The sequence below is a fragment of the Alteromonas sp. ABE4_545 genome, from assembly GCF_056161325.1.
This window is the reverse complement of the sequence record NZ_JBSWYY010000005.1, coordinates 224,615-245,387: the sequence shown is the minus strand read 5'-3', so window position 1 is coordinate 245,387 and position 20,773 is coordinate 224,615. Positions and strand designations below refer to the sequence as shown.

Genomic DNA, 20,773 nt, shown 5'->3' with positions numbered 1-20,773 from the left:
ATCTCGTATTACATTAAGCTGTTATTGTAGATGAAGAGTGGGGTTGGCGACCAATTTGGCAAACGAAAAACGCACATACGGTGCCAATAATGAGTTGCCACGTAAAGCCAAGAGAAAAATGCCACTGCACGGGTAAGTAATACTGCATGACATAGGGCTGGCATAATAAGGGCACGATAAACCCGACAACCAATGCGTAAGCGACAGAGCGGGCATTACCTCGTTGAGTGAACAGTGCACTAAAATAAACGCCAAGTAACCCACTGTATGAAAATACCATTACGCCAAGCGCAAATTGTAGCAAAGGTAAGTCGGAATACTGTTGCCAGTAAAAGCACAAACAGGCCATTGCCCCGAGTGCGGTAGCAACAAAAAACATGGCAACCTTTCCGGCAAAAACAGGCGTTATTGCTGAAGCATTAGCGGTTGGTGCGGTGTGTTTTTCGCTCCAAGGCTGATAAAAATCTTTTACCAACACGCTCGCCATAGAGTTGAGGCCTGAATTGAGTGTCGACAATGCCGCCGCAACAATACCAATGGTCACCAACCCTTTGACGCCAGCCGGTAATGTGGTTAATACGTAAAACATAAACACGGTGACCGGCGCACCAGAAAAGGTGGGCGAAGGGCTATTCACATGGGATTGCATGAGAGATGGTTGCTGATAGTACACATACAGCAATAAGCCGATCACAATAAACAGTAGCATCACCGGTAAGGTCATCCACACCGACAAATACATCGCCCGGCTTCCTGCTTTCGCATTTTTACAGGTTAGCATGCGTTGTGTCATATCTTGGTCTAGGCCAAAGGCGGCAATATTAAGAAGAACGAAGCCCGTTAATATCGACCAAATGGAAAAAACGCCCGAAGGAGAAAAATCCAATTCAGTGTTTAACCAGCGCAGCTTGTTCACTTGCTCTTGTTGCCCACCACCGTGTAGTGCGTTCACTATGTCGTGCCAGTCAGCGGGTATCGTTATGAGCAAGGCGATAATCACTGCTATGGCTGCTGAAATATAAATAATCGCTTGTAGCACATCGCTAAAAATTACCGTACGGATACCGCCGACGATTGTGTACAGTAAGCCTGTTACAGTAATCAGCACCACGGCTAATATCAACTGCATTGCTTGTATGTCGCCAAACAGAATCATGCTAACGGCGATGGCGGCCATGTATAGTCTGGCGCCACTAGCAAACACACGACCGAGTATATAGACAGCGCCTGCCATTTGGGCAGTGTTGCCACCATATCGGTGAGACAACAAACCATATACAGTAAACACACGGTATTGATAAAATTTAGGGATAAAATATCGAGCGACAAAAAATGCCGCAAGCAAAGCGCCTAATGTCGTAGTAATATAGGTCAGGTCGTTACGGTACCCCTGATCAGGGCCGCCGATAAATGTAGCGGCAGATTGAGAGGTGGCCAATACAGAAACAGCCACGGCCCAAACGGGCATAGCATGACCACCGAGAAAGTAGTCGCCAGCATTTCCCGTGCGTCGATTGAAATACCAGCCACTTACGACCAATAAAAAGCCATAGGCGATAAAGACGACTAGGTCGGGCAGTGAGTAGTGGCTTAACATAGCGACTCTGGTGAAACTCAAAAATTAAGAATAGAAAATTCTGTAACCAGTGTAAATCGCGAATACTAATTTGGTATCAGCGAGTTAACATATCTTTTCACGATTAATCAGCGAGCGTTTGGGTGAGTAGAAAAACCACAGCTTTTATCGATGCCAGTGCACTCGTGCACAATTTTACCCAATTACAGACTTTGGCCCCACACAGCCAGCACTTAGCGGTTATTAAAGCAGATGCCTACGGACACGGTGCGGTGGAAGTGGCGCGAGCGTTAAAAGACGTTTGCCCCAGGTTTGCTGTGGCGATAATTGAAGAGGCCGTTGCGTTACGAGAGGCAGGCATCACGTCGCCTATCGTTATTCTTGAAGGGCCTCATGAGTCTGATGAGTGTGTGCTTGCTGCTGAAAACGGTTTTATTTTGGTGGTGCACGACCGCGACCATTTAAGCTGGCTTCAGGCTTTGCCTGCGTCACAGCGGCCAGCGATTTGGTTAAAAGTAGACAGCGGTATGCATCGACTAGGTTTTGATTACGATGACATTCCAGCGCTAGTTGAGCAACATCGTGAGTTACTGAGCGACGAAACCCATCTAATGACACACATGGCCTGCGCCGATGAACTCGACAGTGATGTGACAAGTGTGCAACTTGAACGATTTCTTCCGGTAGCCAAGGCCACACAACTCCCGGTGAGTATTGCCAACTCTCCAGCCGCAATCGGTTGGGAAAAAGCCCGTGGAAATTGGAATCGATTGGGCGTTGCCTTGTATGGCGCCTCTCCCTTTGGTTTAAACAAGGCCTCATTGCCAACGCTTCGTCCGGTCATGACCTTACAGGCAGCTGTAATTTCAGTGAAAACCATAGCGAAAGGCGAACATGTCGGCTACGGCTTTAAGTGGCAAGCAGAACAAGATAGTCGCATTGCGGTTGTGGGCATAGGCTACGCCGACGGCTACCCGCGCCATTGTCGTAATGGTACGCCAGTCGCGGTAAATGGCTGTAGAGCTGAACTAGTGGGGCGTGTGTCTATGGATATGATCACCATAGATGTCACACACCTACCCAATGTGAAAGTGGGAGATACGGTTGAGTTGTGGGGAAACACCATCAGCATTGATGAAGTGGCGGCCTGTGCGCAAACGATATCCTATGAACTCATGACGCGTGTATCTGTGCGAGTACCACGACAAATACGCGTGTAAAAGTGCCTATTTTGTATGCACAATTAGAGTGCTCAACTGCACTGCATTGATCTTTTTTATTTAGGTTTTGTTTTATTAGTTAGCGCCAGATTGAGTTAACTTGTTGATATTTTTGTATTTAATTTTTTTGGCACGTACATTGTAAGCTTTAGTTCATCATCTGGATCATATTGGTCCTGACAATTTAAGCAACACGACAAAGACGTCCTATCAGTTTTCTGAAATAAGAAAGCTGGGGGCGTTTTTTTTTGCCTGAATATTGTCATTGACCACAGGTGGTGTTCGGAACTTTTGTGGGTATGCATGTTAATCGCTGGTTGGCATACCCAGAGAAGTTTTGGCGTTAGCTCATGACTATTACTTAAAGGAAACACAAGATGGCGTACTTACTCCCTTCAGAGTTTGCCACCAAAATGGTAGACGCTGGTGAATCAAAAGTGTTCATGTCAACACGTGACACAGTTATCCGTGCATATATGGCTGGCGCAATTTTGGCGTTGGCAGCTGTATTTGCTGTAACAATTGCAACAAAAACAGGTATTTTCCTGTTGGGCGCAGTGCTGTTCCCAGTGGGCTTCTGCATGCTTTATCTTATGGGCTTTGACCTATTAACTGGTGTGTTTGTATTGGCACCGCTAGCTTGGCTCGACCGTCGGCCCGGTGTCACAATTAAATCGATATTGCGAAATTGGGGGCTGGTGTTTATCGGCAACTTTGCCGGTGCACTCACGGTGGCCTTTATGATGGCCTTTGTTTTTACCTACGGCTTCAATACCGATGGTGGTGCCATTGCAACGAAAGTGGCGGCAATTGGTGAGTCTCGTACCTTGGGTTATGCCGAATACGGGAGTGCTGGTTGGTTTACTATTTTTATCCGCGGTATGTTGTGTAACTGGATGGTTTCACTAGGTGTAGTTGGCGCAATGATTTCAACCACTGTTAGCGGTAAAGTACTGGCGATGTGGATGCCTATCATGCTGTTCTTCTTCATGGGCTTTGAGCACTCAGTGGTGAACATGTTCTTGTTCCCATTTGGTCTGATTATGGGTGGCGATTTCTCTATTATGGATTACTTCATCTGGAATGAGATCCCAACCGCACTGGGTAACTTGGTAGGTGGTTTAGCGTTCACAGGGTTGACCTTGTACAGCACTCACGTGCGCACAGCGCCTAAGCGTCCTCAACCGGTTGCCGCGCCGACTGACGCGCAGCCTGTGCCCGGCGCACTGTAAGTTTTAAGGACACCACCTCAGTGCCCCCAACCAAGCTGAGGTGTGCTTTATGACAACTACCCTTGCTACTGCCCTCTCTGTGGATGTGGGACAAGCCTCTGATAAAGGGCGCAAAGCAGAGAATCAGGACCATTGTGCAGTTAACCTTGCCAAAGGGCAGGAACGGCATAGTAAGGGTATCTCCCTGGCTATGGCCGACGGTATCAGTACCAGTCAGGTCAGCCAAATGGCCAGCGTCAGCGCAGTTAACACTTTTCTGAATGACTACTATTGCACAAGCGATGCACTCACGGTGGAAACCGCAGGAAAACAAGTCATTCGCGCAATCAACGCCTGGTTATTTGCCCAATCTCGTCAGAGCGAATATCGCTTTGAACGAGAGAAGGGGTATGTGTGTACGTTCGCGGCACTAATTATAAAAGGTCGCACCGCGCATTTGTTTTCAGTTGGCGATACGCGTATTTATCGAGTTAAACCCCAAGGATTAGAAGCACTCACCGCCGATCATCGAGTATGGGTTAGCCAGCATGAAAGTGTGCTGAGTCGCGCTTTGGGGGTGAATGAAGTAGTTGATGTCGATTACCAACGGCTGCAGGTTCAAGCTAATGACATGTTTTTGCTGGCAACCGATGGGGTCTATGAACACATTGATGGGAAGACAACAGCGGAACAATTGCTTCAAAGCCAAGATTTACCGGCGATGGCAAAAGCGCTGATCCGCCAAGCGTGGCAAAACGGCAGTGATGACAATTTGTCGGCCCAAATCGTGCGTGTTAATGCCATTGAAGAGCAGCTTCACAGTCCGGTTGAAAAAGAACTCGCCAATTTAACTCTGCCACCGGTGTTACAAGTTCGAGATACCATCGACGATTATGTGATTGAACGACAAATTTACGCCAGTTCACGCAGCCATGTGTACCTTGCCAAGCACCGCTTGTCTGAGCAATTTGCGGCGTTAAAAATTCCCTCCATCGATTTGCGTCATGACAATGATTACTTAGAGCGATTTTTGCTAGAAGAATGGATTGCCAGGCGTATTAATAGCCCTTATGTGCTAAAAGCGTTTCACGGTAGTGCAAACAAAACCAGTGTCTATACTGTGTGTGAGTACTTACAAGGCCAGTCGTTAAGTCAGTGGCTGGTGGACAACCCTAAACCTTCAATTGCGCAAGTCAGAGATATTATTACGCAAGTTGCAGCGGGGTTACGTGCGTTTCATAGACTCGAAATGGTGCATCAAGATTTGCGACCAGAGAACATCATGATTGACCAACAAGGGTCGGTGAAAATCATTGATTTTGGCTCAACCCGAGTCGCAGGGCTGATCGAATACTCACCCGCAATGCAACAAGAAGCCATTCTTGGTACCGCCCTATATACCGCACCTGAATATTTTGTTGGTGAAATTGGGACCAGCGCATCAGATCAGTTTTCATTGGGGGTGTTGGCCTATTACTTGTTAAGCGGGCGATTCCCTTATGGCAACGCGGTGTCTCAGCAGCGTACGTTGTCGCAGCAGCGCAAGCTTAAGTATCAACCGCTCAGCGGTGAAGAGTCGATAATCCCTGTGTGGATTGATATGGCGGTTGAGCGTGCAGTAAAAATTAGTCCTCACAAACGTTACGAAGCCATCTCTGAGTTCATTTTCGATTTACATCAACCCAATAAAACTTATTTAAAACAAACTAAAGCGCCGTTAGTTGAGCGGCATCCAGTGCGTTTTTGGCAAGGCATTAGTGCGTTACTTGCATTGGTTATTTTATTTTTATTGGCCTTTAAACCTTAATATCCTCATGGAGAAATTATGATTTCAAGTAGAGAGCAAGTCACCGAAATGATTGTCGCGGCCAAAGTGCAAAAAGGCATTACGTGGGCGCAGGTTGCTGAGGTCATTGGCCATTCAAAAGAATGGGTTACTGCCGCCTGCTTAGGGCAGATGACATTTGATAAGGCACAAGCAGAAAAAGTCGGAGAGCTGTTTTCGCTGCCGGATGAAGCTGTGGCTTGGTTACAAATAGTGCCTTATAAAGGCTCACTTCCAACGGCTGTGCCCACTGATCCTCTGATTTATCGTTGGTATGAAGTAGTCAATGTGTATGGCACGACAATAAAAGAGTTAATTCATGAAGAATTTGGTGACGGCATCATGAGTGCGATTGATTTCTCGATGGATATTCAGCGCGAAGCTGACCCTAAAGGGGATCGAGTCAATATTGTATTGTCTGGTAAGTTCTTACCGTATAAAACCTATTAGTGCGGGCGATTGGGCCACGGTATGCGCAACAGCATAAAACGCGGCCCTGTTTATCGTATTATTGCCTCAACACGACGTTAGTCGGGGAGGTAGGTCGATTCGCGGATGACAAGCTCAGGATGAAAGTGCACGTGTTGCACGCCCTCTTGGGCATATTTCTCGTTTCTTCCTGATTGGATCATGGTGATCAAAGTATCGGTGGCCCGACGCGCAATTTGATCCGTTGGCTGGGCCGCGGTTGTCAGTTTAGGCCAAGTTTGGCGTGAAAAAGGGCTGTTCTCAAAACCGGCGATGGCAATGTCACGAGGCACGTCTTTACCGTTTAACCGGGCAGCAAATAATGCCCCCGACGCGATTTCGTCGTTACAGGCGAAAATAGCCGTGGGCGGTGCGTCTAGCGACAACAACGCCTTGAGACCTTTTACGCCTGATTCAAAGTCGTATTTTCCGTCTATTTCTAACTCGGTGTCGAGCGAGAGATCGTGTTCTAGCAGGGCTTCGCGATAGCCGAGTAAACGTTCTTCTGTAGAGCGGTGGCCTTTGTCACCAGAGATAAACGCAATGCGTTTATGCCCTTGTTCAATCATGTGTTCAACAATATCTTTCGATGCGTCTCTGTCGTGTATAAATACACAAGGTCGCTGATTTCTTTTTGTTACGCTGCCCGACACAATTCGCACGTATGGCATGTCAATGTCGTCGAGCATGTCCATAAAAGGAGCCATTTCAGACAAGGGTGGAGAGAGCACCAGACCTGCTAGTTGAGAGCGTTTGATCATTTGTGCAATTTCTTCGATCACCGTTGGGCTATTGGCATTACAAGGGTGAATAAGCAGTTCGTACCCTCGTTCGCGGCATTCGTTCAATATGCCGTTCTGCATGTTAATCACATAATAAGCATTCGGGTTGTCGTAAACATAACCGATGGCGTAGGCTTTTGTGCCAGCGAGGTTGCGGGCTGCGGCATTGGGTTGGTAATTTAACTGGGCAATGGCCTGTTTTACCTTTTCAATCGTATCTGGTTTTACCGAGGGTTCGCTGTTGAGCACGCGCGATACGGTTTTAAACGAGACTCCAGCGAGTTTAGCGACATCTTTAATGGTTGTTTTCACACCACACAATCCTGCTTTGGCCAGTTTCCTGGCGGAATTAATCACGTTGAACTTGGCTTATTATCTCAGCTTTTTACGTCGAAAAGATAGTTTTTGTTAGTCGTTGAAATACCGAGTGATCAACCACTTAGCGTGGTTGGATGAGCCTAATTGAACAATTGATGTACTTTGTTGTTAATAAAAGTTTGCATGAAGAATAGACATGTTGTAAAGTTGATTTTAATGACAGCGTTGTCAAAATTATCAAAGGTTGAAAGGCTCGCATTGCAAACTTCTCATAATTTATAAGGTAATAGCGTTTGCTTTACTATAATGACAGCGTTATCAATTATTGAGCGCCCAGCAAGAATAAAAAAGAGAGCGGTGAATGATAAAACTATGTAGTGGAACTAAGCCCATGTTAACGCAGGGAATTCGTAATGTACTCTTGGTCTTGCTGGTTGCAGTGGGCGTGGGTTGCCAGTCTCAGCAAGAGACTTCGCAAGCTGAATTGAAAGAGTTTGCCCGTACACTTGGTGTGAAATATCAAGTGATCGAAAACGGAAGTGCAAACGCGTGCGTGACAGCCGGCATCGAAGCACCCTGCTTTACTTCTCGTATCACTTTAGACTTACCTGAAACCCTACCTGATACAGACTGGGCTATTTATTTTAGTCATATTACTCCACTGCTTGCGCTGACAGAGCACACCTTCACACTCACGCATATTAATGGCGATTTGCACAAGCTAACACCGGCTAAATCCTTGAAGGCGGGTCAGCGAATTACGTTAAATGTACACGGGCGATTTTGGCAAGCCGCGCGGTCTGATGTCATGCCTAACTGGTATGTAGATGCACAAGGATTAAGCCCTGAGTTGTTGCTTGCTACCGTTGATGTAAACGACCCCAATACCGGTGTTAATTATGCAGCCCATGTGGGGAATTATGATCAGCCCAGTCAATATCAACGCTCGCCAGAAGAAGCCATGCCGTTGGCCGATGGCGCGTGGTTCTACACACATTATCAGCAGTTTGAAACGGCGCAAAATGCTTTACTGATGGCGTCAGCCAACCTTCCCCGACGCGTGATTCCGGCAGTAACACAAGTTACCGGTGCATCACCCAATAGCATAGTAGACGTTCGGCACGGTTTAGCGATTCAAGAGGCGGTTCCAGAGTCAATCCGTTCACTTTACGAACTTGTGGGCATACCACTTTCAACCTCGGGTATGCCTGTCGTTTTTCAACACGACGCAACACTTCAGCCAGCGCATTACCAACTCAACATAGATATGGGGCGAGTCGTGATTATCGCCAGTGATCTCGCCGGTCGAGATTACGCGCTACTGACATTGTCGCAGCTCTTTGAAGACACCAATAAACAGCTACCCGTGGTGCAAATAACCGATGGTCCCGCGTATGACTATCGCGGTATGCATATTGATATAGCGAGAAACTTCCCGGGCAAACAGGCCTTGGCCACTCTCATCGACCAAATGTTCCGCGTTAAGCTGAACAAGTTACACTTACACTTGGCAGACGACGAAGCGTGGCGTTTGGCGTTACCTTCAATGAGTTCGCTCACTGAGATTGGCGCGAAACGTTGCCACGATTTAGCCGAAGACACGTGCTTATTGCCGCAATTGGGCAGTGGCCCCTTTGCCGACAGTAAAGCCAATGGTTTTTTGACCGCAGAAGATTACGAGTGGCTACTTAAGTATGCACAGCAACGCCATATTGAGGTGATTCCGTCTTTTGACATGCCGGGTCATTCGCGTGCGGCAATAAAGAGTATTGCCGCAGGGGTTAAGCATGCAATGGAAAGTGAAGTGGTTGCCAATCTAGTCGAGCCGGACGATACCACTCGTTACCATTCTATTCAGTATTATAACGACAATACATTAAACCCTTGCCTTGCTTCGACCTATGCTTTTGTGGAGCAGGTTTTAGCAGATATTAAGCAACTTCACGACGAAGCTGGTGTTCCACTGCATGTTTTTCACATGGGCGCAGATGAAACCGGAGGGGCGTGGCGTCAGTCACCGGCGTGCATGGCAAAGTTCGGTAGAGAGTTAACCGACAATGACGCTCATATTTTACTGGGTGAGTTTGTTGCGAAAGTTAAGCGCATCGCGGGAAAATTTGATTTAGTGCTGGGAGGCTGGAGCGACGGTATGAGTACCTTGCCTGCGGCACAGCGAGATGAAAACACGTTAATTACGTTGTGGCACACATTGGCAAGCGGCGGAGAAAAAGCAGCAGCGACCTGGTTGAACAGCAAAAGCCAATTGGTGTATTCATTCCCTGATGTGCTTTATTTCGATTTCCCTTATGCAAATCACCCGCTTGAGCCGGGTTATTACTGGGCATCTAAAAACACCGATACCTTTAAAGTTTTTCAATTCACCCCTCAGGTTTTACCATTGCATCAATATTTGTGGACAGACCGAATGGGTCAGCCTTTTACCCAACAATGGGTGGCCCCTAAAAGTGAAGCTGTGGGTATTCAAGGGCAAGTGTGGACCGAAGCGATTCGCACGCCAGATACGCTCAACTATATGTTGTACCCAAGAGTATTCGCACTTGGAGAGCGCGCGTGGCACAAGCCCGAATGGTTGGATGACGTAAAACAAGATTCCCTAGACATAAACACAATTAAAACCCTGCAACAACAAGCATATACCGGCTTTGCGAAACAATTGGTTGATTATGCCTTACCATTGTTGGCGAAAGAAAAGGTGAACTTTCGTCTTCCACCGCCGGGGTTACACAATGATCACGGCGTTGTAACGGTAAACAGTTTATATCCAGGTTTAGTGATTGAGTATTCCGACGATGGTAAGCGTTGGACACAAGCCGAATCGGGCCAGTTACTCGAACCACACTATCAGTTTAGAACCCGTTTGGATGGAACGGGCAAAGTCAGCCGAGTACTCACACTGGCTGATATTCAATCTTCTCCCAGTTATTAAACATTGAGGACACCGAGTTTGTATTCACACACCCCTTATTTCGCCGGTGTAGATGGCGGTGGCACAAAGTGTCGTGCTGTTTTGTTTGACCAAGATGGCAATGCATTAGGAGCGGGCTTAGCCGGGCCAGGTAACGTGTCGACAGGCAATCAACGCGCGTTATTAGCGATAGTTGAAGCCGTTTCTCAGGCGATTGAAAATGCGGGCCTCAGTGCATCATTGCCGTTAAAAGACGTGAGCGTTGGTGCCGGTCTAGCCGGTGGTCATTTACCTAGCGCGGTGGCGATATTAAACGATTGGCAGCACCCATTTGGCCAATTCGCGTTTACCTCGGATTTACATGCCGCCATGTTAGGCGCGCATGGCGGCGGCGATGGCGCTGTTTTAGTAGTGGGGACTGGGTCGTGTGCAGCTGCGATCAATCAAGGCCATATTGAACAGTTTGGTGGGCATGGTTTTTTGTTAGGCGATAAAGGGAGTGGCGCTTGGTTAGGACGGCAAGCCGTGAAGTACACATTAGAAGCCTTAGACGGCGTGAAACCAAATACTCCATTGGTAGAAGCGGTATGTAATTATTATCAATGTGATAAGCCCTTAGCGTTAGTTGATGCGCTTATTCAGGCCCCTCCAGCCAAATTTGCAGAGTTTTCTCCACAAATCGTGTCGTTAGCTACGCAAAAAGACAGCGTGGCCTTGGGGATTGTTGAAGAGGGGTCTCAATATCTCTCGCAAATTGCCCAACGAGCACTAGAAAAAACAGCACAACGCTTGGTGTTGGTCGGCGGCGTTGCCGACGTCATCCAGCCCTGGCTCGACAAAGACATTCAGCAAGCCGTTGTGTCTTCACAACACGGCCCTGAATGGGGAGCCGTTTACTTCTATCAACAAACTCAAACCTCGAATTAAAGGACAGATGTATGTCATCCCCCAGTATTATGTCTCAAGAAGCGGCATCTAGCGCATCGGTGATTGAGCAGCAGTTAACCCTTAATCAAGGTGTTTGCGAGCGCATTGCAGCAAGGTTTCAGCAGCAAGCTCCTCGCGCCATTATGATGATTGGTCGTGGTACTTCGGACCACGCCGGTGTGTTTGGTAAATATCTATTTGAGGTAGGGTGCAAAGTGCCTGTATTTGCTGCCGCGCCTTCTGTGGCTGGTGTATTTGATACCACATTACAGTTAGACGGCTGTGTTGTGTTGGCTATATCGCAATCCGGTAAGAGCCCCGATATTCTGCATCAAATGAAGTTGGCAAAAGCAGGGGGAGCATTTTGTTTAGCGTTAGTTAACGATACAGCTTCACCTCTGGCTCAATTGGCCGATGAAGTTGTCCCTTTGTGTGCTGGCCCTGAAAAAGCGGTTGCCGCCACAAAGAGTTATATGTGTACCTTGAGCGCGTTGTGCCAACTAATGGGGTATTGGCAAAAAGACACGCAATTACTCAACGCACTTAAGGCGTTACCCGATGCCTTGCGAACGGTACAAGCCTTGCCTGCCAAACTGACCGCGACAGCGTTAGCCGACGTACAACATTGCGTAGTACTTGGACGCGGTTTTGGTTATGCCATTGCACGTGAAATTGCGCTTAAGTTAAAAGAGGTGTTGGGGGTACATGCTGAGTCGTTTTCCAGCGCTGAGTTTTTGCACGGGCCCGTCACCTTGGTGGAAAAAAAGCTCGCTGTAATTAACGTTTCTATTGCCGATGCGAGTGAAAGCGTGCACAACGAGCAAGTTGCAGACGTTGGCGTACGCGGAGGCCAAGTAATTGATATAACGGTGCCCAGTACCCTGCATCCGCGCTTACACGCGTTAGAAATTATGCAGCGCTTTTACCTCGATATAGAGCAAGTGGCTGTGACGCGCGGATTAAACCCCGATACCCCGCCGGGCCTGAAAAAGGTAACGGAAACACGATGATTATTTGTGATCAAATACTCACCGAAAAGGGGTGGTTACAGCAGCAGGCAATTGAAATAGAAAACGGCCTGATTAGCGCTATTCGGCCCGCACATTCTCACGAATTAGCGCAAAGCTTATCGGGCAGATTGCTTCCGGGTTTGATTGATGTACAGGTTAATGGAGGGGGTGGGGCATTATTCAATGCAACGCCAACAGTAGAAGCCTTGTACACAATGATGAAAGCACATCGACAGTACGGCACCACAGCCATGATGCCGACATTAATCACCGATACCGTCGACGTGATGATTGAGGCGGCCCACGCAATTGAAGACGCTCGCGCCCAAGGTGTTCCTGGGATTGTGGGGGTACATTTTGAAGGGCCTTGGCTCAGTACGGCACGTAAAGGTGTTCATAGCGAGCAATATATTCGTCCCCCCACCGATGAAGAAATCGCAATTTTAACCCGCCCTGCGCTAGGGCAGGTGATGGTTACACTTGCGCCTGAGACGGTAGACGTTTCAACAATTCAGCGTTTAGCTAACGCCGGTATTCATGTTTTCTTAGGTCACTCTAATGCGACAGCAGAGCAAGTTAATAAGGCCTTGGCGGCTGGCGCAAAAGGGTTTACGCATTTGTATAACGCGATGTCACCGTTAACTTCTCGTGCGCCCGGTATGGTCGGCGTGGCAATGGCTGATGAAGCCAGTTACGCCGGGCTAATTGTCGATGGCTATCACGTTGATCCTCAGAGCTGTCGAGTTGCGATTCGAGCGAAAGGACGTGACAAAGTGATGTTGGTTACCGATGCGATGGCAATTGCCGCAACCTCGTTAGATCGCGTGCCTTTTTTCGATACTGAGATCCTGCGACAAGGCAATAAACTCACCACGCCAGACGGGACTTTGGCAGGGTCGTGTTTAACGATGATCGAGGCAGTACAAAATGCCGTGTCGATGTGCCGAGTGAGCCTGGAAGATGCGGTAGAAATGGCGGCGCTTACGCCTGCGAAAATGCTGGGCCTTAACGAGAGTTTGGGTACGATTACAGTAGGAAAAGAAGCGAGTTTTATGTGTGTTGATGAGGCGTTGTCGATCACACATTTATGGCAACGAGGTCAACCTGTGGCACTAGGAGAATAACAATGACAAGTGTGGCAACCACTCAGGAACAATCAAATAGCAGTGTGCTGGTACCGATATTAACCATAGGCTTGCTGTTCTTTTTATTCGGGTTCATCACCTGGTTAAATGGGGCGCTGGTTCCGTTTCTGCAAATCATTTGTGACCTCAACGAAATAGAGGCGCTGTTGGTTGCTTCGTGTTTCTATATTGCTCCAGCGATCATGGCAATACCCATGTCGTGGATACTCGACAAAACCGGATACCAAAAAGGCATGGTGGTTGGTTTATGCATTGTTGCTGTTGGGCTTTTGTTATTTGTGCCTGCGGCGCAATCACGCTTGTTTGGTTTTTTCTTGCTAGCGCAGTTTGTGGTTGGCTCAGGGCTGACTATTTTACAAACCGCCTCTAACCCTTTTATTGTGTTGGTCGGGCCAACCGATTCTGCTGCTGTACGCATTGCCATTATGGGCTTGCTGAACAAAGCGGCAGGGGTACTTGCACCACTGTCTTTTACTCATCTTGTGCTGTCTAACTTCCCAGATGTGAGTAAAGCGAGCGTGGCACTATTGTCAGACGCAGAGCGCGAGACCTTGATCAGTGGCATGTCGAATGAGTTGATCACACCTTACGTAGGAATGGCTGTCGCGATGGTTGTTCTGGCATTTGGATTACTCAAAGCTCCTCTGCCAACTATACAGGCAGAGGCCTCGCCGTCTGATGACAAGCAAACCAGCATTCTCCAGTTCCCTCATCTAGTCTTGGGAGCCATTGCTTTGTTCTTCTATGTGGGAGTTGAAGTGATTGCGGGTGACACCATTGGTTTATACGGGTCTAAGTTGGGGTTAAGTAATGTCACGTCTCTCACGGCGTACACGATGAGTGCAATGGTATTGGGCTATGTACTAGGGCTTGTTTTGATCCCTCGTTGGATAAACCAAGCACAAGCCTTGGCGGGGTCGGCGATACTCGGAGTAACGTTAACTCTGTGTTTGGTCTTTAGCAGTGACACCAGTGAGGTGATTAGCACACTACTTTGGGGCTGGAGTGGAGTCGCAACACTACCTGATTCTGTCACGCTTATTGCGTTACTTGGTTTAGCCAATGCGCTGTGTTGGCCTGCCATTTGGCCACTGGCGTTAGCTGATTTAGGTCGGTTCACGCCAAGAGGATCTGCGCTGCTAATTATGGGGATCGCAGGTGGAGCAATATTCCCGCTTATTTATGGGGCACTGGCTGAACACTATGATAGCAAGCAAGCGTACGCCTTGATGCTGGTGGGTTATATTCTGATTGGGTGGTATGCGCTCATTGGGCACAAAAAGCGTACTTGGTAGTATTCGCATATCGAGAAAGCCGCTTGTAACAGCGGCTTTCTTAACAGTGGACTAGTTTTGCGTTTGCATGTCGCTGTGGTTAACGTCGACGGGTTCGGGTTCGGGTTCGCTTTCGGCTTGTTGCTGTTTTTTGGCGGTCAGCATATAGCGTTCTGGTCGATGATTAAGCGAAATGACCATGTTCAAACAAAACGCCGCTAAAATAGAAATAAGCACCAAATGCCACTCAATAAAGGCAAATGCTGAGCTGAGTATCACGGTATCAACAGCAAGTTGGAATGTACCGGCTCTAATGCCAAAACGCGATTGTAAGTAAAAGGCTAAAATGCCCAAACCACCTAAGCTTGATGTATGGCGGAACATGATCAACATACCCACGCCAATTAAAATACCGCCAAAAACGGCTGCAAAAAATGGGTTAATGTGGCTGATATCGACAAAGCGAGGCACTTGCTCTGTAAGCACTGACACTGTGGTAACAGAGATAAAGCTATTGAGCGTAAAGCGAGGGCCAATTTGTGTCCACGCTAGAATATAAAAAGGCGCATTGATTAAGAAAAAGTTGATGCCAAAGTCTAAACCAAACGCATAGTTCCCCAACAAAGCCAATCCGGCTACGCCACCGACCATCAAGTCTTGCGATTGAAACAAAAATACACCGAACGCAACAAACAAACCTGCGCTGACAAGGGCGAAGAGATCTTCGATAACACTGTGTTTTGCTTTTTGCATGTTTAAGAAATACGGGTTGCTGAAGACCCGCGTATTATACGCACTGACAAATTAGCGAATAGGTGGTGGTTAAATACTGAGCAGCTGTGTTTTAGCTAAGCTGGTAGCAGGAGTTTACGCCTTGTTGGTGAGGTGTGTTTTTGGTGTATTTATTATGTTAAAAGTGATGGCTTTTAATACATTTCACCCCGTCTTTTTCGCAAATACGGGGTTATCGCTTAGTTGGCAGGAACATGCCCGCTTAAGAAAAATACGCCTACGCCCAAGGTAAAAAGGTACATTCCCCAGATACTGTGCTCTAAAACAACAATTAAGGTTGACCGCGTTTGAATGTATCTATATCCAAACAGTAGTCCTCCTACTAGGCTCACCACAACAGCAATCCAGTTGCCATAAATTGCATGGGCAAGGGCAAAACTGGCAGCACTTAACCCTAGGCGGTAATGTTTACCCGGTATAATTTGTTTGTAGCGATGGAAAAAATAAGTACGAAAAATTAGCTCTTGAGGCAGTACAGAGATAATAGGGTAAATTAACAAAGTGACCAGCCAGAGCTCGGTATTGTGACTGGGCAGCATAAACCACAGGTCGCGCCTGAGATAAAAAAACAAGACAGAAATAAACAGTGCGGCAGGTAAAAACCATAAAAAACACGCTTTGAGATGAGCTGAAAACGCTTGGGTATGCCAAAGCCTAAATCGTTTGAAACTTGGGTCTTGCAGTAACAAATACAAACAAACCCCGCCCCAGAATACCAACAAGGGCATTAACCAGGTTTCAGGATCATCGATAACAAAAACGGTAATGACGGGCATCACCGCAAATAGGGTGACAAGTTCCAGCCATCGAAAAACAGCGTGATTGACCGGCAAAGTGCAACTCCAAACCAACCCTTCTTCGCGCGAAGCCGACACGTAAGCGATAAATAGGGCGACAAATCGAAAGACAGAATATGTGATTAATAATAGCACAGTTCATAAAATCGTCATCGAATTGTCATGTTAATGTGATGGCTTATCGGTCGACTTTCGTTAAGTCAGCGGCTGAAATGGGGCGGCTAAGGAAATAGCCTTGAATATGTTGGCAGCCCAATGTTTGCAGCATAGAAAGCTGTTCTTGGTTTTCTACTCCTTCTGCCACGACTTCAAGCGACAAATATCTCGCGAGGTCTAAAATGGCAACCACTAAGTTTTTGTCGATTTCGGATTGCATCAGCCGGTCTATAAAAACACGGTCAATTTTCAATCGTGTGATGGGGAGTTCGCGTAAGCGATTAAGGCTAGAATAACCCGTGCCAAAATCGTCAATGGCGACTTTGATGCCTTGTTTTCTCAACTGCTTCAATACACTGCACGGTTGGTATTTTTCGTTAGCAAGTGCAGATTCGGTAATTTCCAATTCGAGCCGAGAAGACGGGATTTGAGAGCCTGCTAACAAGGCCTCAATTTGCGCGGCAAACTGGGCGTGACCAAATTGACGAGGAGAAATATTCACCGACAGCAGTTGGCCCGGTTTGAGAAACGACTCACTCTCTTTGAGCGCGGTACTCAATACCCATTCACCAATGGCATTAATTTGTCCGGATTCTTCTGCAACGGAAATAAACTCCGCAGGGGAAATGTATTTGCCATCTTTTTGCCATCGAATTAGTGCTTCATAGCCGGTTACCGACGTGGACTTTGCATCGTATTGCGGTTGATACACCAACGAAAACTCTCCATTAGTGCGAGCGTTTTTAATGGCTAACTCAAAGTGATAGCGTTCAGTGAGCGCCGCGCCCATATCTGGCGTGTAGAAATGATATTGACCTTTGCCGTTTTCTTTCGACCGGTACATCGCAGTGTCGGCCGCTTTGAGCAAATCGTCTGGCGATTTTCCATCTCTGGGGTAAATGGCAATACCAACACTTAAATTAACAAAAATCTCGTGCTGATTTATTGAGTGTGGGGCATGTTGCGTTGCCATAATCCGCGTTAAAATTGGCACCAGTTGAGCCGAGTCTTTGTCTATCTGAAGCAGTACCACAAATTCATCACCGCCTAAGCGCCCAACAGTGTCGCCTCGTCGAACAACCGAGTTAATTCTGTCGCCAACACTGCGGATAAGTGCGTCGCCCTGATGATGACCATAGGTGTCGTTGACCATTTTAAAATTGTCAAAATCGATAAACATCACTGCGATTTGTTTATCGAGGCGATCGGCGCGGGCAATTTTTCGTTCGAGTTTCTCTAAAGCTAACGCCCGGTTGGGAAGCTGGGTAATACCGTCAATATATGCGTGGGAGGCGAGTTCAGCGTTGAGCTGCTGTATATCCTTTACGCGTCGCCAAGCGTAAGCAACACTCGCTAATACAAACCAAAGTAAAGCGATGATGAGTTCGTCTAGCTCCCATAGCTCTGCTTTTTGACTCCAGTGAAATAATCGTTCAGAAAAATCGAGGTCGAGAATAGCGCCCAACAGTGTCATGCCGACTACGAAACTAATCGCGATCAATAAATCGCTTTTTGCACGTGAGCGCAAAGCCATTGATAGTCGGGTTTCAATAAATTGGCGTCGATACTTCGTCATGATTACCGTACTGGGGGCGTAAAGCGTTTTCTTTACTCGGCCTCAATCAAATTAATACATTTGGCTAGCATTTCAGCTTAGCAGTTATTTGTTTGATTTTAATTCAAGTTAAGCGGATATGACAGGTGAAAGGCGGTTTATGCTAGGCAGGTTTGTCAAGACGGTGGGGCGGTGCAGAATACCAGCCGACAGTATTCTGCACTGTGTTTCGTTATAGTGTAGATTGCGCTTGTGTTTCTGAAGGGCGTTTGAACAACTGGCGCAAGATTTGTTGAATTCTTGCTCCGGGGGTTAACACAACTACATTGCCGAACATGACTAACGCAAAACCTAGCACCGTATTGTCGTGCCATACAAAATCTTCAAAGAAGGTACTCAGTAACACAGCAACAACGGGAAACAGCACATTGGCATAACTGGTTTTTTCTGCGCCAATTCGGTTAAACAGGGCAAAATAACACGCAAAAGCAATCACGGTTCCCGCCACCGCTAAATGTAGCAACGACAAAACATAGGGCATGCTGGTGTCAAACGACCAAGTAGCGCCACTGATTAAGGCGTACCCGGCGAGTAAAATCATGCCGTAGGTCATACCCCAACTGTTACTCGAAAATAAACTGATTTTTCGACGCCCATTTCTTATTGACGCCATGTTGCCCAACGACGCAATAAAGGTTCCCGTCAGCGCCAAACCTAGTCCAACCATAGCGTCAGAATTGAAGTCGAGATCTTTTACATCGTGCCAAAACAGTGTAACGATACCTGTAATACCCAGCCCTGCCCCGAGGTAAATTCTCGGCATTATCAGCTGTTTGAAAAACAGACGTGCATTCACAATGTTCATTAACATTAAGGTGGAGAAAGCAATACATGCCATTGCTGACGTTAAATAGTGTTGAGACCAGTACAACAACAAGTAATTTAAGCTAAATATACATACGCCTTGTAACAGGAAAAACGCGTGATCTTTTACCGCAAACTTCACTTTTGCACCTTTTGCCAAACACAATACCCACATGAGTACCGCCGCAATAGCGAAGCGATAAAAAATTGATATTTGTGGTTCGACACTACCAAGTTGATATTCAATGGCGAGCCAGGTTGAGCCCCAAATCAACACGGTAAGTACATATAAAAATCCAGTTTGCATGTTTGCTCCCAAGTGTGACGTTATCTCGATGAGACAGATTTGGAGAATAACTCGCTAAGTGTATATAAAACATATACAGTTATTTAAAAATAATACCTATACAGATTGGTGGGGAAATGTCGCTAAAAGCAAAACAGTTTTTGTATCGCCAAGTGATCGAAATGGTCCATCAGATGCGTGACCAAGGCATTGTGAGAGCGGGTGACAAACTGCCATCGTTGCGACAACTCGCCACGCAATTAAACGTAAGTGTGCCTACGGTTAAACAAGGTTACATGGAATTGGAGCGCCAAGGCGTTATTGAAGCACGCGAAAAATCCGGCTATTACCTCAAGGCCAGATCACATGGCCAGAATAAATTACAACGCCCACGAATTGCGTCTAAACCCACTGTGGTGTCACGACAAGATCTGATTGAGCAGGTGTATCAAGGCATTCATCAACCCAGTAATTTGGCCTTGGGCGTAGCTAACCCTACCGCCGCTATTCCTACGCATAAAACGTTGGGTCGCATAACCAAGCGTATTATGAGTCATGGTTCAACAGAGCCATTCACTTATGGCCCTGTTAAAGGGTATTTGGCTTTACGGGTGCAAATAGCACAGCGTTACCTCTCGTTGGGCATGCATGTGAATCCTGACGACATAGTGATTACCAACGGTGCACAAGAAGCATTGAGTTTGGCCTTGAGTACGGTTGCTGCTCCCGGCGATGTGGTGATCGTTGAATCTCCAGGGTACTTCGGCATTTTAGAAACCATCGAAAGTTTGGGTATGTTGGCACTAGAGCTGCCCATGTGTGCTGAAGATGGGTTATTGGTTAAAGACATTCAACGGGCGCTGAATAAACATCCGGTTAAAGCCATTGTGATGTCGAGTACAGTGTCGAACCCCATTGGTAGTTGTATTCCTGAGTCGAGCAAAGCTGAAATTGTTGGAATCGCTGAAAGTGCCGGAGTACCTATTATCGAAGATGATGTGTATGGTGATTTGTATTTTGGCGCAGAACGAGGAAAGCCCTTGCAGCATTTCAGCCAACAAGGGGGCGTATTAACATGCAGTTCATTCTCAAAAACCGCAGCGCCGAGTTTGCGGGTGGGGTGGCTGTACGCGCCAAATTTCACATCAAGGGTTCAGCAGTTGAAACGCGCCTACTCACAATCTTCATCCATGATTGGACAATCGGTGGTGTCTGAATTTTTACGCGGCGGTGATTACGACCGCTATTTACGGCAATTAAGGCAAGTTCTACAAACGAATAAAGAACGTATGATCAGCCAGTTGCAGCGCACCTTGGGAGATGAAGTGCGGATATCTGACCCGCAAGGTGGTTGCGTATTGTGGTTAGAGTTTCCAAAGCACATTGACTGCAGCAGACTATTTCAACTTGCTCTAGCGCAGCAAGTGTCGGTTACACCGGGCGTGTTGTTTTCTCCTACCGACAGGTTTCGCCATTGTTTGCGTTTGAGTTTTGGGCAGCGTTGGGACGAAACTGTGGAGAAAGGGTTAGATATTATCGCCATGTTATATCATACGCTTAAAGCGGGTTAGCCGATTTATCCGACGTTTATCGAATTGTACTTTACCCCAATTAACGGCCATTGAATGATGGTTCATTCGG

The 20,773-nt window shown here is 47.1% G+C and carries 16 protein-coding genes; 10 read left to right on the top strand and 6 right to left on the bottom strand.

Annotated features, from left to right (window positions below; all coding sequences use genetic code 11):
- Window positions 1–13: 13 nt before the first annotated feature.
- Window positions 14–1,597, bottom strand: a complete 1,584-nt coding sequence (locus ACXAH6_RS07450) for a sodium:solute symporter (protein ID WP_474876015.1) — start codon at window positions 1,595–1,597, stop codon at window positions 14–16.
- 122 nt (window positions 1,598–1,719) lie between these two features.
- Between ACXAH6_RS07450 and alr the strand changes: the two genes are divergently transcribed.
- The 4 genes from alr (at window position 1,720) to cynS (ending at window position 6,282) form a co-directional block, all read left to right on the top strand.
- Window positions 1,720–2,796, top strand: coding sequence for an alanine racemase (gene alr / locus ACXAH6_RS07445; protein WP_474876014.1), 1,077 nt, complete (start codon window positions 1,720–1,722; stop codon window positions 2,794–2,796).
- Between the two features lie 377 nt (window positions 2,797–3,173).
- A complete protein-coding gene (locus tag ACXAH6_RS07440) occupies window positions 3,174–4,028 on the top strand; it encodes a formate/nitrite transporter family protein (protein WP_474876013.1) in 855 nt (284 codons plus the stop codon).
- Window positions 4,029–4,077: 49 nt separating this feature from the next.
- Window positions 4,078–5,814: a bifunctional protein-serine/threonine kinase/phosphatase gene (locus ACXAH6_RS07435; protein WP_474876012.1), complete on the top strand. Its 1,737-nt coding sequence runs from the start codon at window positions 4,078–4,080 to the stop codon at window positions 5,812–5,814.
- A gap of 18 nt (window positions 5,815–5,832) precedes the next feature.
- Window positions 5,833–6,282: a cyanase gene (gene cynS, locus ACXAH6_RS07430; RefSeq protein WP_474876011.1), complete on the top strand. Its 450-nt coding sequence runs from the start codon at window positions 5,833–5,835 to the stop codon at window positions 6,280–6,282.
- A gap of 77 nt (window positions 6,283–6,359) precedes the next feature.
- Here the strand turns inward: cynS and ACXAH6_RS07425 are convergent, their stop codons facing one another.
- The gene (locus ACXAH6_RS07425) at window positions 6,360–7,394 is read right to left on the bottom strand and encodes a LacI family DNA-binding transcriptional regulator (protein ID WP_474876010.1); all 1,035 of its coding nucleotides are present in this window, start codon (window positions 7,392–7,394) and stop codon (window positions 6,360–6,362) included.
- A 367-nt stretch (window positions 7,395–7,761) separates the two neighbouring features.
- On the opposite strand from ACXAH6_RS07425, the gene ACXAH6_RS07420 reads away from it, so the two are divergent.
- From ACXAH6_RS07420 to ACXAH6_RS07400, 5 genes are read left to right on the top strand one after another with little or no spacing between them, the layout of a single operon-like run.
- Window positions 7,762–10,347 carry a family 20 glycosylhydrolase gene (locus ACXAH6_RS07420; RefSeq protein WP_474876009.1) on the top strand — a complete coding sequence of 862 codons (2,586 nt, stop codon included), beginning with the start codon at window positions 7,762–7,764 and terminating at the stop codon, window positions 10,345–10,347.
- 18 nt (window positions 10,348–10,365) lie between these two features.
- Window positions 10,366–11,253, top strand: a complete 888-nt coding sequence (locus ACXAH6_RS07415; protein WP_474876008.1) for a glucosamine kinase nucleotide-binding domain-containing protein — start codon at window positions 10,366–10,368, stop codon at window positions 11,251–11,253.
- An 11-nt stretch (window positions 11,254–11,264) separates the two neighbouring features.
- A complete protein-coding gene (nagB-II, locus tag ACXAH6_RS07410) occupies window positions 11,265–12,263 on the top strand; it encodes a glucosamine-6-phosphate deaminase NagB-II (protein ID WP_474876007.1) in 999 nt (332 codons plus the stop codon).
- On the top strand, window positions 12,260–13,387 hold the full coding sequence (gene nagA, locus ACXAH6_RS07405; RefSeq protein WP_474876006.1) for an N-acetylglucosamine-6-phosphate deacetylase: 1,128 nt from the start codon (window positions 12,260–12,262) through the stop codon (window positions 13,385–13,387). The genes nagB-II and nagA overlap by 4 nt, the downstream gene beginning before the upstream one ends.
- Before the next feature lie 2 nt (window positions 13,388–13,389).
- Complete coding sequence (locus ACXAH6_RS07400) at window positions 13,390–14,703, top strand: sugar MFS transporter (protein WP_474876005.1); 1,314 nt, start codon at window positions 13,390–13,392, stop codon at window positions 14,701–14,703.
- 51 nt (window positions 14,704–14,754) lie between these two features.
- Here ACXAH6_RS07400 and ACXAH6_RS07395 read toward each other — a convergent pair whose 3' ends face one another.
- The 4 genes from ACXAH6_RS07395 to ACXAH6_RS07380 all read right to left on the bottom strand — a co-directional run bounded on the left by ACXAH6_RS07395 (window position 14,755) and on the right by ACXAH6_RS07380 (window position 19,153).
- Window positions 14,755–15,435 (bottom strand): YitT family protein, encoded by a 681-nt coding sequence (locus ACXAH6_RS07395; protein ID WP_474876004.1) that lies wholly within the window; start codon window positions 15,433–15,435, stop codon window positions 14,755–14,757.
- Between the two features lie 218 nt (window positions 15,436–15,653).
- A complete protein-coding gene (locus tag ACXAH6_RS07390) occupies window positions 15,654–16,307 on the bottom strand; it encodes a CPBP family intramembrane glutamic endopeptidase (protein WP_474876003.1) in 654 nt (217 codons plus the stop codon).
- Between the two features lie 142 nt (window positions 16,308–16,449).
- Entirely contained in the window at window positions 16,450–18,003 is a 1,554-nt protein-coding gene (locus tag ACXAH6_RS07385) for a putative bifunctional diguanylate cyclase/phosphodiesterase (protein ID WP_474876002.1), read from the bottom strand.
- Window positions 18,004–18,214: 211 nt separating this feature from the next.
- On the bottom strand, window positions 18,215–19,153 hold the full coding sequence (locus ACXAH6_RS07380; RefSeq protein WP_474876001.1) for a DMT family transporter: 939 nt from the start codon (window positions 19,151–19,153) through the stop codon (window positions 18,215–18,217).
- Window positions 19,154–19,269: 116 nt separating this feature from the next.
- On the opposite strand from ACXAH6_RS07380, the gene ACXAH6_RS07375 reads away from it, so the two are divergent.
- The gene (locus tag ACXAH6_RS07375) at window positions 19,270–20,703 is read left to right on the top strand and encodes an aminotransferase-like domain-containing protein (protein ID WP_474876000.1); all 1,434 of its coding nucleotides are present in this window, start codon (window positions 19,270–19,272) and stop codon (window positions 20,701–20,703) included.
- Window positions 20,704–20,773: the final 70 nt, after the last annotated feature.

Excerpts from the sequence above, each read along its gene's own strand:
- nagB-II (WP_474876007.1), top strand. The coding sequence starts at position 11,265 with ATGTCATCCCCCAGTATTATGTCTCAAGAAGCGGCATCTAGCGCATCG.
- ACXAH6_RS07380 (WP_474876001.1), bottom strand. The coding sequence starts at position 19,153 with ATGCAAACTGGATTTTTATATGTACTTACCGTGTTGATTTGGGGCTCA.
- ACXAH6_RS07420 (WP_474876009.1), top strand. The coding sequence starts at position 7,762 with ATGATAAAACTATGTAGTGGAACTAAGCCCATGTTAACGCAGGGAATT.
- ACXAH6_RS07385 (WP_474876002.1), bottom strand. The coding sequence starts at position 18,003 with ATGACGAAGTATCGACGCCAATTTATTGAAACCCGACTATCAATGGCT.
- cynS (WP_474876011.1), top strand. The coding sequence starts at position 5,833 with ATGATTTCAAGTAGAGAGCAAGTCACCGAAATGATTGTCGCGGCCAAA.
- ACXAH6_RS07435 (WP_474876012.1), top strand. The coding sequence starts at position 4,078 with ATGACAACTACCCTTGCTACTGCCCTCTCTGTGGATGTGGGACAAGCC.
- ACXAH6_RS07400 (WP_474876005.1), top strand. The coding sequence starts at position 13,390 with ATGACAAGTGTGGCAACCACTCAGGAACAATCAAATAGCAGTGTGCTG.
- ACXAH6_RS07375 (WP_474876000.1), top strand. The coding sequence starts at position 19,270 with ATGTCGCTAAAAGCAAAACAGTTTTTGTATCGCCAAGTGATCGAAATG.
- ACXAH6_RS07440 (WP_474876013.1), top strand. The coding sequence starts at position 3,174 with ATGGCGTACTTACTCCCTTCAGAGTTTGCCACCAAAATGGTAGACGCT.
- ACXAH6_RS07450 (WP_474876015.1), bottom strand. The coding sequence starts at position 1,597 with ATGTTAAGCCACTACTCACTGCCCGACCTAGTCGTCTTTATCGCCTAT.
- nagA (WP_474876006.1), top strand. The coding sequence starts at position 12,260 with ATGATTATTTGTGATCAAATACTCACCGAAAAGGGGTGGTTACAGCAG.
- ACXAH6_RS07395 (WP_474876004.1), bottom strand. The coding sequence starts at position 15,435 with ATGCAAAAAGCAAAACACAGTGTTATCGAAGATCTCTTCGCCCTTGTC.